Raw genomic sequence first — 14,723 nt, 5'->3', positions numbered from 1 at the left:
ACCGTGAGCACCGGGGATGTGCGCATCCGACCTGGCTGGCGCCGCCCACTGCTTTCGAAGTGAATTGAATTTCGCCGCGTGATGGTGTTGACGTCAATCTTGATCGATCACATCAATATAAAGGTGGCTCGGTGACCTGGATCACATCGTCGGAGGCGATTGCTATCCTCGGCGTTCGGCCGCAAACGCTCTATGCGAACGTGAGCCGCGGCCGCATCCGGGTTAAACCTGACCCTGCTGATTCACGGCGCAGCCTCTATCATCGTAACGACGTGAAAGGCCTCGCTGGCCAGCGTTCCGGCCGGAGGGCCGCAGCAGCCGTCGCCGCATCGACGATCGACTGGGGCGATCCAATCCTGCCTTCGGCGATTTCCACCATTCAGGATGGACGTCTCTACTATCGGGGAAATGATGCCGTAACGCTTTCAGAAACGGCGTCTCTTGAAGATGTTGCCGCATTATTATGGGAGACCGACTCCGTTCATTTTCACCAGGCCCGGAGTCACGATGTTGTTTCGGTGCCCGCGCGCTCTCCCTTGAATGCAGCACTTGAACTCCTCGCCGAACAGATCGGAGAAGCGCATCCCACGCTTGGCCTCTCTCGTGCCGTCCTGGTGGGACAGGGTACGCGTCTATGCAGTAACCTCTACGACACGATGATCGGTCGGCAAGCCGCTGAAGCCCAACCAGTTCACATCCGATTGGCGGCAGCATGGTCCTCGCCAGAGGCCGAAGATATCCTTCGGCGCGCCCTGGTTCTCTTAGCGGACCACGAGCTCAACGCCTCCACGTTCGCGGCTCGAATTTGCGCCTCGACCAGGGCGCCGCTTTCAGCATGTGTCCTTGCCGGCCTTTCGACCCTCACGGGGCCAGTTCATGGCGCAGCTTCGAAAATGCTGCTTATGCTCATGCAGGATGCGAAGAAGATCGGGTCGAAACAGGCGGTGAGCCAATGGCTATCACGAGGTCAACCGCTCCCGACATTTGGCCAGCCGCTCTATCCCGAAGGTGATCCGCGCGCGGCGTCCCTTTTGGCGCAATTCCGACCGAGCGACATGTTCGCGGAGATCTGCTCAGTCGCCGAGGCGATGACCGGAGAACTGCCCAACATCGACTTTGCACTTGCAGCGCTTGCGGACGCTTATGCTCTCCCGGCTGACTCGCCTTTCATCATTTTTGCACTTGGCCGCGTCGTCGGCTGGATCGCGCATAGTCTTGAGCAGATTGAGACAGGACGATTGATCCGCCCCAGAGCGCAGTATATCGGACCGAAGCTAAGGAAGTAGCGCAAGCTACGGCTTGATCGGAGCGATCTGCGTCCTCTGGCGATAGTGCTCCGTCTCACCAGATGAACGGAATCAGGCGCCGGCGCACACGGCGCGCGTAGTCGTCATAGCCCTCGAGGCCCGCGCGCAGCGTCTGCTCCTCGATGCCGATCCGGATGCCAAACAAGAGGGCGAGGATGGGGACCGTCGCAAGTCCCCACCACGAGCCGAGCACGAGCGATGTCCCGGCGATGTAGAACAGCGTGCCGAAATACATGGGATGGCGGACGATGGCATAGGGGCCTGTCGTGATGACCGCCTGCCCGCGGTCCCTTTGCAGTTTCACGACCGGCGCCGCGAAGCTGTTCGTGCGCATGGTCCAGAAAATGAACAGCATCGCCGCCAGGAGGAGCCCGCAGCCAGCCCACTGCACGGAAGATGGCATTGCCGACCAGCGCCAGCGCGCCGCATCTGCCGCCATGAAGCCCATTCCTCCAAATATGAGGAGCAGGATTGGGATGAGAATCAGCTTGTCCGCGAGCGGCTGATCTTTCTGCACGGGCGGCTTGAGGCGCTCTCTGAGCAGGCTCGGGTCGGCGCGCGCCATGGTTGTCCCAAACACGACGGAGAGCGCGACCATCAAACCGAGATAGAGCCACCCGCCGGTGTAGTCCGTCGTGCCTGCAGCACCAAAGATGATCGCGCCCATGAAGGCGAACCAGACGATCGTTTGAACGATGAGATTTAGTACGAGACCCATCTTTCTGCCTTTCCCGTCGAAGGTTCGGATTCTTCCGCACGGTCAGCGCCGCTGCGGGATTCCTCATTGCCGTCGTCGGCCACGCGTCCAGCGGCTGATGGCGTCTTCCATGGCGCCGCGCATGCCCCGATAGAAGTCGGCCATCTCCCTGAGACGCGCGCTTGCCGCCTTGGACGCAGCTATTTCAGCCCCGGCGTTCAACTGCCCGGCCAACGCGTCGAGCAGACGATTCTGCTGCCGGACCATGGCTTCGTAGTCGTCTGCTACGGCATAAAGCGCGCGTTTTGTCCCAGCTTCGCTATGGCGGCGCGCCAGCGTGTAACTCTCCAACAGCCGAGCGGCGACGCTTGCGCTGCTCTTGCTGATCTCGAGGTCTTCGGTGATCTGATCGAGGCTGACGGGGCGAGGGCAGAGAAGCAAATAGCCATAGAGACGGGCGGCGACGGGCGGTACGCCCCAGGGCGTGAGCAGCCGTGCCACGTCCTCCGTGAACCGCTGCTCGTCCCTGCTGGTTTTGTTTGACATATTCGGCATATACCGAATATATAGAAATAAAGGCTGACTGCAAGCGTCAAGCGGGGGCTCATGCCTCTCTGTCAGTGCGCTGCGGCTTGTGGATCGGCATCGTGTCGCCGGAGTTCACGCTTCGGCGGGAGCCATAGCACCATGACGGTCGTCGAGCAGAAAACCGTGGCGTGCCTCGGATCGAGCAGCACGGCAGGCAAAGGGCCGGCCTTTGACTGGATCGCCGCGCTGCGCACCCGGCCGCGCAATGCGCAAGTTGAATTCGAGAACTTCGGTGTCGGTGGTGACCTGGCCTACAATGCGCTCAAGCGATTGCCTGCGGTGCTTGCCTGTCGTCCCAGCAAGGTCGTCGTTTGGGTTGGTGGCAACGATGTCCTCGCCCTCGTGTCGAGGCGGGCGCGGCGCTTCTTCTCGATTTCGAAGCACCTTCCATGCGCCCCGTCGCCTGGCTGGTTCCGGGAGAACCTCACCGAACTGGCCCGTCGGCTGAAGAACGATGCGGCTGCAGATGTCGGGCTTTGCTCACTCTGCCCGATCGGCGAGAACCTGGATTCGGAGGACCCGTTCCAGAAGGAGCTCAACCGCCGGGTCAGGGAATATTCCGATATAGTGGCTGCCGTCGCGGGTGAGGAAAACTGCCGCTACATCAATCTCTATGAAGCGATCGCGGAGGAGCTTCGCACTTCACCCGGTCAGGCATTCACATCATTCAATTTTTTACCGTTCTATCGTGATGCGTTCCGGGTGCTCGTGCTGCGGCGAAGCATCGACGAGGTCGCGCGCATAAATGGATGGCGTTTCCATACCGATGGCGTGCACCTCAACAGCCGTGCGGGACGGATCGTGGCGGATCGCATTCAAGAGTTCATCGACGCCTGCTAGGGTGATCCTCGCCTCTGTTCGCACGGTCGCCGTAGTCGTGCCAACTCCATGTGCGATGTCGAGGTCACGAGCAAGGCACGAAGTGCAATCATTGCATGATCTTCAACGGAGCAGCGCCATGGACGAGCGGCAGACATCGAGCGTGGTCGCAATTATTCCCTGCAACGACCTTGATGCAGCGGAGCGGTGGTGGAACAGGCTCGGCTTCTTCAGGCCGGTCGATCAAGGCTACGAAGAATATCGGATGCTGTCGGATGGTGTTGGTGGCGAGGTGCACCTGCAGCAGGCCGTGGAAGGCTGGCTCACGCCGGGGAGCAACCCGTTTGGCGTCTACGTCTACACGCCCCGGGTCCGCGGCCTGGCCGCGGCGATGAGCCCGGAGATCGCCGAGCCGAGCCGCGTGGCCGAGCACAAGCCGTGGGGCATGTATGAATTCGCGCTCAATGGCCCCGACGACCTCCTCGTCCGCGTGGGCTGGCCGAGCCGGCTGATGACGGAGTAGGTCCAGCGTTAACGCAAGCCTCTTCGGCGCTCAATTGTCGCACCTTCATGTGAAGCATCTCACACGCACGCTTGCGTCACTGCTGCGATAAAGTACCTGCTGTGATTGTACGTGGTGAATTGGGTTTATTGATAGGCCCGCCGCCACGCCGGCTTGAAATGAGCTGCACACGCCAGAACGACATGTTGAAATAGCCATCAACCGGCCGATCGTGCCGGTTGATGAGAGCTATGGAGACACTATGGCTGACAAACACGAACAGAGCATGGTTGGAACGTGGACCAAAACCACGGCGGCTGCGTGTGCGGACAAGTATCCCGCCACCCTCACATTCTCGACCGGCACCTACCGCGGCATGCGCGGCGAGGGGCAGGGCATGGTGTGGTGGGACGCGGGAATCTACCGTCTCGAGGATTCCAACACGCTCGTCGTCGGGACGGCGACTGATGAACTTGTGACGTATCACGTTTCACTTGAGGCCGACCGATTTGAGTTTACGGATTCAGAGGGCTGTCTTGTGACTTATCGGCGCGCGTAGGATTGCGCACGCCACAGCTGACCAAAAAATTACCCGCTTCAACCGTAAGCGAGCCCGCTCACGTCGATCGTCTCACCCTTTCAACGAGGAGAAGACGACATGTGCAATTGCTCAGAGCATGAAACGAGTGGCAGCCTTGCGAAGATGACCGGGGCATCGGTCGAGCCGGCGATGAAACCGCAGGTACCGCTGTCGCGGCAGATCAGCTTCAGCGATGACGACACCGGCGACCAGCCGGCCTCGACCGATCTGCAGCCCTTTCCGCCCTTCAAGCTGTGCAGGCTCGACTTTCGCGAAGGCTGCTACCAGATCAACTTCAGGCCGACGGCCGGCTTCGTGTCCTTCGAAGGCACGCTGCGCGTCGATCGCTCGGCGCCCGACGGCGGCGCGGACCATCTGATCGTCAGCGGCGATCTCTACTCGAAGCGGCCGGTGATTGGCCCGCTCCCCCATCCGTTGCCGCCCGTGGGGAACAAGGACGACGATGAAGCCGCAGCGGACTCGGGATTGACGAGCGTGGCAGGTTCGCTCAGCGCGGTCGACGAGCCAGCTATTCCGTTCCCGATCCGCAGGCCGAGGATCCCCATCTTCCCCCGCGCGCGCTATCACTCCTACCTCAGGGTGACCAGCGTCTCCGCGCCCATCGCGGTCCCGATCCCTAGGAAGTGCGAGCTCACCATCGTCGCCGAGCAGTTCAATTACACGCGGCCGCCGGTCGGCCAGTTCAAGGGCACGTTCCCGGCGACGCCGTCACGCACCGTGACGATGAAGCTTTCGAAGGTGCCGGCGCCGTTCCCGTTCTCCCTGACCGGCGGGCCGTTCTACGAGGGCCGGCTGTTCGAGGGCGGTGTGGACAAGGGCAGCGTCACGCTCGCCTGGGTGTCGAAGTTCTTCCGCAGAGCGACGCTGGAGATCGATACGCTGGTCGGAGCCGTGCGGCCCGCGCCCGTGCCCGACGGCGCCGGCGGCACGGAGTTCTTCGACACGATCTTCGCCAGGACCGGCTGGCAGCTGACGGTCGCGCAGGACCAGCTCAACGTCCCGGTGCCATCAGGCGTGGTGGCGACCAATTGCTGGAGCTCGGCGGATCTGCACGCGCTGATGACCAATGTGCGGAATCCGGCGACGAATCTCGACACCGAATGGCGCGTGCACATGATCGTCGTGCCCGCGAAGCTCGGCTGCTCGCGCGGCATCATGTATGACCAGATCGGCGTTCCCCGCGAAGGCTGCGCCAGTTTCTCCGATGACGGCTATCCCACCTCGGACTCGTCGAACTTCGGTCTTGCCGCGAACAGGAAGCAGCGCGACGTGCCGCGTGCGTTCCTGCGCAGCGCGACCCACGAGCTGACGCACACGCTGAACCAGATCCATCAGGAGCAGGAAACGGCGGCCGACAACTCGATCATGACCACGACGCCGAGCGTCGCAGACGTGCTCGGCGGTCCCGCGACGGGCGAGCCCGGCGTGTTCCCGGATCAGATCAAGCTCGCGCATAACACCAACGTCCGTCATCACCTGAACCACATGCCGGATCCGGTCATTCGTCCGGGTGGATGGCCGTTCGCAAGCTGGTTCCCGACCGGCGCGCCGCAGGCCGTCGACCGGCACGACTTCGAACCTTCCGAGCTGGCGCTGACGGTGACGGCCACAACCGACCGTGTGGCCCTCGGACAGCCGCTGGATCTGTCGTGGACGATGACGAATACCAGCGGCGTCTCGCTGCGCGCGCCGAACGACGTCAGCACCGAGGCCCTGTTCGCATCGATCACCGTCACCGATGCCGAGGGCCGCGAGCGGCCGGTGAGGCCCTTTGTCATCCTGTGCGAGCACGCGAAATTGAGCGAGCTCGAACCCGGCAAGAGCGTCACGGCCTCGGCGAAGGTGTTCTGGAGCACGGCCGGCTTCGCCTTCGAGCGGCCGGGCCGCTACCGCGTCGACGTCGCCGTGTCGTGGTCGGCGCAGGGCGTGATGGTGGGCGTGCAGTCGGGGATCGACGTGTTCGTCGATTATCCGTCCAGCGCGACCGACAACCAGTCGGCCAATCTCGTGCTGCATCCCGAGGTCGGCAAATGGGTGGCGCTCGGCGGCGATGCCTATCACCTCGGTGAGGCGTGCCGGCGGTTGCAGGCTCTCACCCAGACCGCGGCGCCGGCAGGCGAGCAGGCCATCGCCGGCGACGGTGCGGCCGCGCCGCGCGTGCTCGACGGCTTCGCGGACATGCTGCCGGACCGCGCCAAGCTCGCCAGATTGCGTCCCGAATTGACCGCCGACACAGGCGGCCGTACGGAACGCGGACCCGCGCGAGCAGCCCCGGGCCGCAAACGCGCAGCGAAGGCGAAGCGCCGGACGCGGCGGAAGGGGTAGGCCGTTTCGCCGGACCCGATAAGGACAGTCGTGACACGGGTGACGGCTGCACGCGCGGCAATGTCGTCGCAGTGCGCCGTCACCCTCACGGCGCACCCGACCACGCCATCGCCTGCCTCAATCCCCGTTCTGAATGATCCTGACGAGCGTTCCGTCGGGATCGATGACGGCACCCACCAGTCCTCCACGCCTCTCGCTTCGGCCGGTGGGCGCGGGGCCAGCCGGTCGTCGTCTCGGGCACACCGGCGGCGAGAACCGCCGCGAAGAATGCGTTGACGTCATCCAGCCGGAGGCAGCAGCTGAACCAGCTCGTTGCGGGGTCGAGATCGGCGTGCGGGAAGAACTCCAGCGTCACATCGCCTCGCTTCAGGATCATCCACTCCGTGTCGCGCCAGGTCTGTCCGAAGCCCAGCGCGGCGTAAAACCTCGCCGTCGCCGCGAAGTCTCGCGAAGGAAGATTTGGGGTCGCGCTGTCGGTCATCGGGGTGCTCCACGCCGGTCTTCCTGCCAGTCGCTTGATCAGCCCGCAAGAGAGCGGCAGGGCCCGGTTCCGCGGTTAAATTAAGTATTGACTTATATAAGCCTATACCGATATTCATCCGCGAAACGACAAGGGAGAACCGGAATGGAGATCGACGTCGCCAGGGTGTTGGGGCTCGCCACGCGTTCGGTGCGCAATTTCGAGAAGGACGGGAGAGCGGCCAGCGCGGTCACGTTGACGCGGCTCTACGACACGAGCGTCGATGATCTCTGGGACGCGCTGACGAGCAGGGAGCGCATCCCGCGCTGGTTCCTGCCGGTCGAGGGCGACCTCCAATTGGGAGGAAGATACCAGCTCAAGGGAAATGCGGGCGGCACCATCACGGCTTGCGCGCCGCCAACTCATTTTGCCGCGACGTGGGAGTTCGGTGGCGCCACAAGCTGGATCGATGTCGCGCTGGCGGCAGAACGCAGCCAGGCGCGCTTGACGCTTGAGCACACCGCGATGATCGAGGATCATTGGAATCAGTTCGGTCCGGGTGCGGTGGGGATCGGTTGGGACCTTTCCATTGCGGGACTCGAGCGATATCTCGCGACGGGAGCGGCAGTCGACCATGAGACGGCGGAGGCGTGGATGGGCTCTCCCGAGGGCAAGGAGTTCATGACGAGGAGCGGGGAGTATTGGCGCGCAGCACATGTCGCGAGCGGGGTCGATCCGGCCTTGGCGAAGGAGCGCTCAGACCGCACCATTGCCTTCTATCGCGGCGAAATGCCGCCCGATGTCGCGCATCCTGGTACAGGAAGCTGATGCACATCTTCGAAGTCCTCGCCGATCCCGTGCGTCGTCGCATCCTCGAACTGCTCGTACCGAGGGAAATGGCGTCCGGAGAAGTCGTGGAGGCGATCGGGGCCGAATTCGGGATCACGCAGGCCGCCGTGTCGCAGCATCTGAAGGTGCTGCGCGAGAGCGGCTTTGCGACGGTTCGGGCGGAGGCGCAAAGACGGTTCTACGCGGTCGACGTGGCGGGACTTCAGGCGGTGGATGCGTGGATCGGTCAGTTCAGGAATTTCTGGGAGCCGAAGCTGGACGCGCTGGCGACGGAGATCGCGCGCGGCAAGCGGGAGCGGCGTAACGCGCCGATGACGAAACGGAGCGGCAAGAGGGCCTGATCGGGGAGACCAGCGTGCCCCGCTCATTGCCAAGCGCACGGCGACGGTCACCTCGGCACAAATGCTGGATGTTGACCACGAGCCGCCATGATAGGAGCGAGCTCTTCATCCGCTTCCGGAGCTTGCTTGCATGTCCGTCGCCGCCGCCGCCAACCAACAACCCGCATCCGCGACCGAAACCGACCCGGAAGCCCTCGGCTGGATGAAGGGATTCCCGCCCGCGCCCGACCGCACCATCGCCTTCCAGGACGGCTCGTTCCGCAGCTTCCCCGAGCTGCGCTGGGCCTGGAGCAATGTGCGCCAGCTGGTGCCGACGGTGAACGTCTGGCGCGGGGCAGGGCCCGCGTCGGTGTTGCCGCGCGAGGACCGCGACATCGGCGCGCTCGCCTCGACCACCATGGACGGCCGCCCCATGACCTTCGCGAAGATGCTGGAGGAGACCTACACCGACGGCATCGCGGTGCTGCACCGGGGCAAGCTGATCTATGAGCGCTACTTCGGCGCGTTGAAGCCGCACAAGCCGCATATCGGGATGTCCGTGACGAAATCCTTCACCGGCGTGCTGGCCGGCATTCTGGTCACCGAGGGCAGGATCGATCCGCAGGCGCCGGTGACCGACTATGTGCCGGAGCTGAAGGCGAGCGCGTTCGGGGACGCGCGCGTGCACGAGGTCATGGATATGACCACGGGGCTCGAATACACCGAAGTCTACACCGACAAGAACTCGCATGTGTGGGGCCTGCGGCGCGCCAACGGCATGGCGCCGATTCCGCCTGACTATGACGGCCCGGCCACCATCTTCGATTTCCTCGTCGCGCAGAAGAAGCAGGGCGAGCACGGCAAGGCCTTTGCCTACAAGACCGTCAACACCGACGTGCTCGCCTGGATCATCAGGCGTGCGAGCGGCATGACGCTGTCCGATCTTCTCTCCGAGCGGATCTGGACTCAAATCGGCGCGGAGGAAGACGCGCATTATCACGTCGACCGCATCGGCACCGAGAGCGGCGGCGGCGGGCTGTCCACCACGCTGCGCGATCTCGCCCGTTTCGGCGAGACCATGCGCAATCACGGCCGCTTCAACGGCCGCCAGATTGTCCCGTCAACCGTTGTCGAGGACATCGCGCGCGGCGGCGACCCCGAAAAGTTCAAGCCGGCCGGCTACACCACGCTGCCAGGTGCCTCCTATCGCAATCAATGGTGGGTCACCCACAATGCCCATGGCGCCACCATGGCGCGCGGCGTCCACGGCCAGGGCATCTACATCGATCCCAAGGCCGAGATGGTGATCGCGCGCTACGCCTCGCACCCCGTAGCAGGCAACGCCGCCAGCGATCCCGTGACGCTGCCGGCCTATATGGCGCTGGCGAAGGCGCTGATGGCGGGCGGGTGAGCGGGACCGGGAGGCATAGTCGTGAATTCGCCCATGGCGGCACAGAGCTGACGCCGCATTGACTGGCTGGAAGGCAATCTCTTGAAACGGTCCGTCCTGTGGTTTGGGTTGATGGGGCCGGCGGTCGGATTCGCGATGATGTTTGCCGTCTCGCTCGTGGGAATCTTCTGGCAGATGGTGATGAGGTCAAGCGACGCCGTTCTGCCGAATGGCTCGCTGGTCGCGACCGCGCTTGGTGTGCTGACGCTCATCCCTGTCCTTTTGATCGGGGCCTATGTCGTCGGGGGGCCCGCCGCCTTTGCCGTCGGCGCGGCGACGCGATGGATGTCGAACCGCGCCTTCTCGAAGTCATGGATCGTCGCCGCCAACCTTCTCATCGGAGCCGGGATCAGCATGGCGACGATCTATTGGCTCGATGAATTCGTGATCCCGCATCCCCATTTGGGTTCGGCGCCGATGTTTGGTCCGCGCATGTGGGTCATCGTCGGAGGCGTCGGCGCAGCGTCGGCGGTGATGTGCACGCTGGCCGCCATGCGTCGCTAGCTTTCGCTCTACCTGGCTATCGTCAACGCGATCCCGGATGCCATTCCGGCAGCTTGGGAATCTCCGGATCGAGATGATCCCATGCATAGCCGCGCGAGCAGAACAGGGCGACCGCCGGTTTGAACGTGCTGGCATCGTCCAGCGTGCCGACATAGATGCCGATGAATTCGGGTTTCTCGTCCGGTTTGTTGTAGATCGGCGAACCGCAGTTCGGACAAAATCCTTTGCGCTTGACCGCGCCGCCGTCTGCCGTGCGGGCGAACTCGCGCACTTCGCCGGTGACGGAGAGAGCGTTGCGCGGGAATACGAAGACGGAGCTGTGACCGGTCCCCGTATCGCGCTGGCAGTCGCGGCACTGGCATTGGAAGCCGCGGATCGGCGGCTCAGAGATCGAATATCGAACAGATCCGCAAGAACATCTGCCTGTGAGAGTCATTGGCACCGGCCTCCACAAATTGATCCGAACGGAATGTCAGGCGTTGTTTCTGACCAGCCTCATCTCTTCGTCTTGACCCGGCGGGGCAATTTTTCGGGTGTTGGGGTGACATCTTTCTGTCCAGTGACCGCCTTCGCAAAGGCAGCCTGAAGCTTCGCGATGACAGACGGCCCCTTCATCGGACGTCCGAGGTGGAGACTCCGCAGTTCATCCATGAAGTCCGACCAAAGATCCGGCCCTCCTTCCTCCAGGAGTTGCGCGCGAACCGAAAGAGCGCGTGTGGCTGGCGTATGCCGGCGTCCCCAGGCCCCCATCATGGCGAGCAGGGGGACAAGCTGAATTGCCGGCTCCGTCAGGCTGTAGACCGCTTTCTGGCGATGCGTTGGATCGTCGGATCTTGAGAGCAGCCCGGCATCGACGAGGCGATGCAACCGATCCGCCAGAATGTTGGACGCGATCCCTTCTTCGGATTGCGTCAGCAACTCACGGAAATGCCGGCGATTGCCGACCAAAATGTCGCGGATGACGATAAGGCTCCACCTGTCGCCAAGCATTTCCAGAGTGAGATTGATCGGGCAGCCGGACCGATGTGGCTCAACCATTCGCAAAGTCCTCATTGGAAGCTAATTGACAAAACTGATCCCATTATGCAAGTAGTTTTAAAGTGCAATCAGTTTGAGGCGAGGCGCCGATGCTGTTGGAGGGCAAGACTGCCGTTGTATACGGCGGCGGTGGAGCGATTGGCGGCGCGGCCGCGCGGACATTCGCTCGCGAAGGAGCAAGGGTCTTCATCGCTGGAAAGACGCTCTGCAAGCTTCGAGAAGTCGCTGCGGACATTGAAAGGAGGCGTTGTCGACATCGCTGAAGTCGATGCGCTGGATGCGTCCTCGGTAGACCGGCACTTGGAACATGTCCTGGCCGCTGCCGGGCGCGTCGATATAGCCTTGAATGCCATCGGGATGTTTCACGTCCAGGGCGCGCCTCTTGCCGAGCTCTCGCTCGAAGATTTCTTGTTCCCCGTGACAGCCTACATGAAATCGAACTTCATTACGGCCAAGGCTGTAGCACTCCAGATGATCCAGCAGGGTTCAGGCGTCATTCTCACCCTTTCAACCCCGGGGGCACGCGCAACCGGTCCGGGCGTCCTGGGATTTGGTGTGACGTGTGGAGCGATAGAGACCTTTTCACGGCTTCTCGCCGCCGAACTGGGATCAAGTGGAGTCCGCGTCGTGTGTCTTCGCCCGGACGCAATTCCGGAAGCATTGCCGGCATCGCACGCGCAGGCGGTATTTGAGGGCTTCGCCAACCGCGCAGGCGTGACAGTGGAGACCATGCTCGACGATTGGGTGCGCAAGGGCGCTCTCCTTCAGCGTCCGCCGAAACTGGCGGAGGTGGCGGAATTCGCTGCCTTTGTTGCATCGGACCGCGCCGGCGCAATGACCGGCGCCATCGCGAACCTCACTTGCGGTTCAGTGCTCGACTAGGCGCAAAATGTTCGGACCCGTTCGAGACGCTTGGCAGCGAACACCACCGAGAGTGTTGGCGGCTGTCCATAGGATGCCTCACGATACGAGAGAGGTGCTTCAATGACTTCGCAGGTTGCGGCGTTTCGGTGGGTTCCACCGTTTGCCCAAGGATATGCCCTGGATCATCGGGTCCGTTGGGCGCTCGAAGAGGCTGGCTTGCCGTATGACGTCATCCTGGTCGATCGCGAAATTCTGGACGGGAGCGAATACCGCGCTTGGCAACCATTCGGGCAGGTGCCAGCCTATCGCGATGATCAAGTTGAGCTGTTCGAGTCCGGAGCGATTGTATTGCACCTTGCCAGGCAGTCGGAGGCGCTGGCGCCCACGTCAGCCGCAGGTTTCGCACGCGTGACCGCCTGGGTCATCGCCGCATTGAATTCCGTCGAACCCCACGCGAAGAGCTTTGCCGGACTGGAGACCTTCCATGCAGGTGAACCCTGGGTGAAGGACTATCGCCCGGTCGCGGAAAGCGGTCTGCGGCGGAAACTGACGGGCTTGAATGTCTGGCTCGAGAACAGGGAATTCCTCGAGGATCGGTTCACGGCCGGTGACATCGTGATGAGCACTGTCCTCAGGGAACTCACCGACAGCGGCATTTTGAACGACTATTCGGCAACCAGATCGTACGTTGAGAGATGCGTAAGCCGACCAGCGTTCCAACGCGCGATCCAGGCCCAACTGGAAGACTACAAGCGGAATACGCCGCCTGGCATCGGCGACTAACTGGAGCCGCCACGGGGACGGTGAAGTCGCGCATCAAAACTATCGGGACCGGGTGCGGCGGGTGCTGGAGCGCGTCCTGCGATCTGCCAAACCGCAAGATCGGTCGAGCAAATCATGGCCGTCAGCGACTAACTGGAGCCGCCACGGAGGAGGGACGATGAAGGGGGCGCTGCAAAACTATCAGGACCGGATGCGGCGGGTGCTGGAGCATATCGACCGGAATCTCGACAGCGATCTGGACCTGGAAAGCTTAAGCGCTGTTGCGGCCTTCTCGAAGTTTCATTTCCACCGGCAGTTCACGGCGACCTTCGGGTTGTCGGTGCATCGCTATGTCCAGTTGGCCCGTATGAAACGCGCATCCTACCGGCTGGCCTACGCGGACGCCCAAAGCGTCACGGACATCGCGATGGATGCCGGTTACGATGCCCCGGATGCCTTCGCCCGCGCCTTTCGGCAACGGTTCGGGCAATCGCCGTCGTCGTTCCGCAACTCTCCCGACTGGGAGCCGTGGCTTGTGGCCTTCGGGCCTCTCGACAACGCGAGGAGCAAGCTCATGAAGAGATTTACCACCGACGACGTGACGATACGCGATGTGCCCCCGACGCGGGTGGCGATCATGGAGCATCGGGGCGACCCGGCAACGCTCGGCGACACCATCCGGCGGTTCATCGCGTGGCGCAAGGCAGCGGGCCTGCATCCGAGGATAAGTCCGACCTTCAATGTCTGGCGGTCCGAACGGCGTCCTGACTCGCCGGCCGCTTACAGCACGGATCTTTGTGTCGGGACCGACCAGCCGATCGAGGCGAATGGCGAAGAGATCAAGGCCGGCGAGATCCCCGGCGGGCGCTGCGCGGTGCTGCGGGTCGTCGGCTACACCGACAATCTGGAGCCCGCCGCGCTCTACCTCTATCGCGACTGGCTTCCGGCGAGCGGCGAGGAGGCCCGCGACTTCCCGATCTATTGCCAGCGACTGAACTTCTTCCCGGAGGTGCCGGAGCATGAGACGGTTGCGGAAGTGTTTCTGCCGCTGAAATAGGGATCGCAAGGGTTGTGGGGCGGATGAGCCGCAAGGCGCAATCCGCCTTCTTTCCTCGTTGCGCGCTCAATACGGCGGATTACGCCGGCCAGGCGGCAGACGTGCGCGACCACGGTCGGCCGTCATGCGTCACATGTATCGTCTCACGCTGTCGAGAAATCGTTGCTTTTCGCCCGGCGCATAGCCTTGGGAAGCTCCATAATATGGTTCATTGAATTGATTGTACGGCGCCGCCCGGTAGCCGATTGGCGGCTTGGGCGGCGTGTACGTTTGGCGATAGTTACGCCGATTGCTCCCTCTGGCCGTCGCACCGGCGTAATACGGATTGAGGACGCACATCTGACCGTTGGCTGACGCCCTGCATTGGTCCATCGTCGTGTAGCTGCATCTGTAATATGGGGTGATGCCGCGAGAGACGACGTTCAAGCAAACGGGGTAAGCCGGATCATATCTTTGAGCCCGGGCATGCCCTGCCGTTAAGGCCATGCTCACTGCCAAAATCGTCAAAGCCCATTTGCGCATTGGAACCTCCTCCAAGTCCGCACGACACGGGGTGCACCCAGGCCGCAGTCAGTATTGA

18 protein-coding genes and 1 pseudogene are annotated in these 14,723 nt (G+C 62.8%); 13 read left to right on the top strand and 6 right to left on the bottom strand.

Features of this window, described 5'->3' with window-relative positions:
* Nucleotides 1-131: 131 nt before the first annotated feature.
* Complete coding sequence (locus XI08_RS28710; protein ID WP_271576956.1) at nucleotides 132-1,286, top strand: citrate synthase; 1,155 nt, start codon at nucleotides 132-134, stop codon at nucleotides 1,284-1,286.
* Between the two features lie 55 nt (nucleotides 1,287-1,341).
* On the opposite strand, the gene XI08_RS28705 is transcribed toward XI08_RS28710, so the two are convergent.
* Nucleotides 1,342-2,025: a methyltransferase family protein gene (locus XI08_RS28705; RefSeq protein ID WP_271576955.1), complete on the bottom strand. Its 684-nt coding sequence runs from the start codon at nucleotides 2,023-2,025 to the stop codon at nucleotides 1,342-1,344.
* Nucleotides 2,026-2,088: 63 nt separating this feature from the next.
* Complete coding sequence (locus XI08_RS28700) at nucleotides 2,089-2,505, bottom strand: GbsR/MarR family transcriptional regulator (protein ID WP_271576954.1); 417 nt, start codon at nucleotides 2,503-2,505, stop codon at nucleotides 2,089-2,091.
* A 186-nt stretch (nucleotides 2,506-2,691) separates the two neighbouring features.
* On the opposite strand from XI08_RS28700, the gene XI08_RS28695 reads away from it, so the two are divergent.
* The 4 genes from XI08_RS28695 (at nucleotide 2,692) to XI08_RS28680 (ending at nucleotide 6,839) form a co-directional block, all read left to right on the top strand.
* Nucleotides 2,692-3,432 carry an SGNH/GDSL hydrolase family protein gene (locus XI08_RS28695; protein WP_271576953.1) on the top strand — a complete coding sequence of 247 codons (741 nt, stop codon included), beginning with the start codon at nucleotides 2,692-2,694 and terminating at the stop codon, nucleotides 3,430-3,432.
* Between the two features lie 118 nt (nucleotides 3,433-3,550).
* The gene (locus XI08_RS28690; protein ID WP_271576952.1) at nucleotides 3,551-3,934 is read left to right on the top strand and encodes a glyoxalase; all 384 of its coding nucleotides are present in this window, start codon (nucleotides 3,551-3,553) and stop codon (nucleotides 3,932-3,934) included.
* A gap of 241 nt (nucleotides 3,935-4,175) precedes the next feature.
* Nucleotides 4,176-4,472 (top strand): hypothetical protein, encoded by a 297-nt coding sequence (locus XI08_RS28685; protein WP_271576951.1) that lies wholly within the window; start codon nucleotides 4,176-4,178, stop codon nucleotides 4,470-4,472.
* Nucleotides 4,473-4,643: 171 nt separating this feature from the next.
* Complete coding sequence (locus XI08_RS28680; protein ID WP_271576950.1) at nucleotides 4,644-6,839, top strand: hypothetical protein; 2,196 nt, start codon at nucleotides 4,644-4,646, stop codon at nucleotides 6,837-6,839.
* A gap of 117 nt (nucleotides 6,840-6,956) precedes the next feature.
* On the opposite strand, the pseudogene XI08_RS28675 reads toward XI08_RS28680, so the two are convergent.
* A pseudogene (locus XI08_RS28675) lies at nucleotides 6,957-7,320 on the bottom strand (bleomycin resistance protein).
* 144 nt (nucleotides 7,321-7,464) lie between these two features.
* Between XI08_RS28675 and XI08_RS28670 the strand changes: the two are divergent.
* From XI08_RS28670 to XI08_RS28655, 4 genes are all read left to right on the top strand, one after another.
* A complete protein-coding gene (locus XI08_RS28670) occupies nucleotides 7,465-8,127 on the top strand; it encodes an SRPBCC family protein (RefSeq protein ID WP_271576949.1) in 663 nt (220 codons plus the stop codon).
* Complete coding sequence (locus XI08_RS28665; protein ID WP_027543061.1) at nucleotides 8,127-8,489, top strand: ArsR/SmtB family transcription factor; 363 nt, start codon at nucleotides 8,127-8,129, stop codon at nucleotides 8,487-8,489. Before XI08_RS28670 ends, XI08_RS28665 begins: the two co-directional genes overlap by 1 nt.
* Before the next feature lie 130 nt (nucleotides 8,490-8,619).
* A complete protein-coding gene (locus XI08_RS28660; protein ID WP_271576948.1) occupies nucleotides 8,620-9,879 on the top strand; it encodes a serine hydrolase domain-containing protein in 1,260 nt (419 codons plus the stop codon).
* Between the two features lie 81 nt (nucleotides 9,880-9,960).
* On the top strand, nucleotides 9,961-10,422 hold the full coding sequence (locus tag XI08_RS28655; protein ID WP_271576947.1) for a hypothetical protein: 462 nt from the start codon (nucleotides 9,961-9,963) through the stop codon (nucleotides 10,420-10,422).
* A 22-nt stretch (nucleotides 10,423-10,444) separates the two neighbouring features.
* On the opposite strand, the gene XI08_RS28650 is transcribed toward XI08_RS28655, so the two are convergent.
* Nucleotides 10,445-10,858 carry a GFA family protein gene (locus XI08_RS28650; RefSeq protein ID WP_271576946.1) on the bottom strand — a complete coding sequence of 138 codons (414 nt, stop codon included), beginning with the start codon at nucleotides 10,856-10,858 and terminating at the stop codon, nucleotides 10,445-10,447.
* A 59-nt stretch (nucleotides 10,859-10,917) separates the two neighbouring features.
* Complete coding sequence (locus XI08_RS28645) at nucleotides 10,918-11,460, bottom strand: winged helix-turn-helix transcriptional regulator (protein ID WP_271576945.1); 543 nt, start codon at nucleotides 11,458-11,460, stop codon at nucleotides 10,918-10,920.
* Between the two features lie 89 nt (nucleotides 11,461-11,549).
* On the opposite strand from XI08_RS28645, the gene XI08_RS28640 reads away from it, so the two are divergent.
* From XI08_RS28640 to XI08_RS28625, 4 genes are all read left to right on the top strand, one after another.
* Nucleotides 11,550-11,723: an SDR family NAD(P)-dependent oxidoreductase gene (locus XI08_RS28640; protein ID WP_271576944.1), complete on the top strand. Its 174-nt coding sequence runs from the start codon at nucleotides 11,550-11,552 to the stop codon at nucleotides 11,721-11,723.
* The gene (locus XI08_RS28635; protein ID WP_271576943.1) at nucleotides 11,695-12,342 is read left to right on the top strand and encodes an SDR family NAD(P)-dependent oxidoreductase; all 648 of its coding nucleotides are present in this window, start codon (nucleotides 11,695-11,697) and stop codon (nucleotides 12,340-12,342) included. The genes XI08_RS28640 and XI08_RS28635 overlap by 29 nt, the downstream gene beginning before the upstream one ends.
* Before the next feature lie 102 nt (nucleotides 12,343-12,444).
* On the top strand, nucleotides 12,445-13,107 hold the full coding sequence (locus tag XI08_RS28630) for a glutathione S-transferase family protein (protein ID WP_271576942.1): 663 nt from the start codon (nucleotides 12,445-12,447) through the stop codon (nucleotides 13,105-13,107).
* Between the two features lie 157 nt (nucleotides 13,108-13,264).
* Nucleotides 13,265-14,143 carry an AraC family transcriptional regulator gene (locus XI08_RS28625; protein WP_027543054.1) on the top strand — a complete coding sequence of 293 codons (879 nt, stop codon included), beginning with the start codon at nucleotides 13,265-13,267 and terminating at the stop codon, nucleotides 14,141-14,143.
* A gap of 129 nt (nucleotides 14,144-14,272) precedes the next feature.
* Here the strand turns inward: XI08_RS28625 and XI08_RS28620 are convergent, their stop codons facing one another.
* Nucleotides 14,273-14,665, bottom strand: coding sequence for a DUF3551 domain-containing protein (locus tag XI08_RS28620; protein ID WP_135173389.1), 393 nt, complete (start codon nucleotides 14,663-14,665; stop codon nucleotides 14,273-14,275).
* Nucleotides 14,666-14,723 lie beyond the last annotated feature (58 nt).

The sequence above is a fragment of the Bradyrhizobium sp. CCBAU 11361 genome (assembly GCF_028128935.1).
Taxonomy (GTDB): Bacteria; Pseudomonadota; Alphaproteobacteria; order Rhizobiales; family Xanthobacteraceae; genus Bradyrhizobium; species Bradyrhizobium niftali.
The sequence above is the reverse complement of the archived record's forward strand: the minus strand, read 5'-3'. Positions and strand labels throughout refer to the sequence as shown.

What these genes read in the sequence shown, in the direction of transcription:
- XI08_RS28705 (WP_271576955.1), bottom strand. Translation starts at nt 2,025, where the DNA reads ATGGGTCTCGTACTAAATCTCATCGTTCAAACGATCGTCTGGTTCGCC.
- XI08_RS28695 (WP_271576953.1), top strand. Translation starts at nt 2,692, where the DNA reads ATGACGGTCGTCGAGCAGAAAACCGTGGCGTGCCTCGGATCGAGCAGC.
- XI08_RS28690 (WP_271576952.1), top strand. Translation starts at nt 3,551, where the DNA reads ATGGACGAGCGGCAGACATCGAGCGTGGTCGCAATTATTCCCTGCAAC.
- XI08_RS28685 (WP_271576951.1), top strand. Translation starts at nt 4,176, where the DNA reads ATGGCTGACAAACACGAACAGAGCATGGTTGGAACGTGGACCAAAACC.
- XI08_RS28680 (WP_271576950.1), top strand. Translation starts at nt 4,644, where the DNA reads ATGAAACCGCAGGTACCGCTGTCGCGGCAGATCAGCTTCAGCGATGAC.
- XI08_RS28670 (WP_271576949.1), top strand. Translation starts at nt 7,465, where the DNA reads ATGGAGATCGACGTCGCCAGGGTGTTGGGGCTCGCCACGCGTTCGGTG.
- XI08_RS28665 (WP_027543061.1), top strand. Translation starts at nt 8,127, where the DNA reads ATGCACATCTTCGAAGTCCTCGCCGATCCCGTGCGTCGTCGCATCCTC.
- XI08_RS28660 (WP_271576948.1), top strand. Translation starts at nt 8,620, where the DNA reads ATGTCCGTCGCCGCCGCCGCCAACCAACAACCCGCATCCGCGACCGAA.
- XI08_RS28650 (WP_271576946.1), bottom strand. Translation starts at nt 10,858, where the DNA reads ATGACTCTCACAGGCAGATGTTCTTGCGGATCTGTTCGATATTCGATC.
- XI08_RS28645 (WP_271576945.1), bottom strand. Translation starts at nt 11,460, where the DNA reads ATGGTTGAGCCACATCGGTCCGGCTGCCCGATCAATCTCACTCTGGAA.
- XI08_RS28640 (WP_271576944.1), top strand. Translation starts at nt 11,550, where the DNA reads ATGCTGTTGGAGGGCAAGACTGCCGTTGTATACGGCGGCGGTGGAGCG.
- XI08_RS28630 (WP_271576942.1), top strand. Translation starts at nt 12,445, where the DNA reads ATGACTTCGCAGGTTGCGGCGTTTCGGTGGGTTCCACCGTTTGCCCAA.
- XI08_RS28625 (WP_027543054.1), top strand. Translation starts at nt 13,265, where the DNA reads ATGAAGGGGGCGCTGCAAAACTATCAGGACCGGATGCGGCGGGTGCTG.
- XI08_RS28620 (WP_135173389.1), bottom strand. Translation starts at nt 14,665, where the DNA reads ATGCGCAAATGGGCTTTGACGATTTTGGCAGTGAGCATGGCCTTAACG.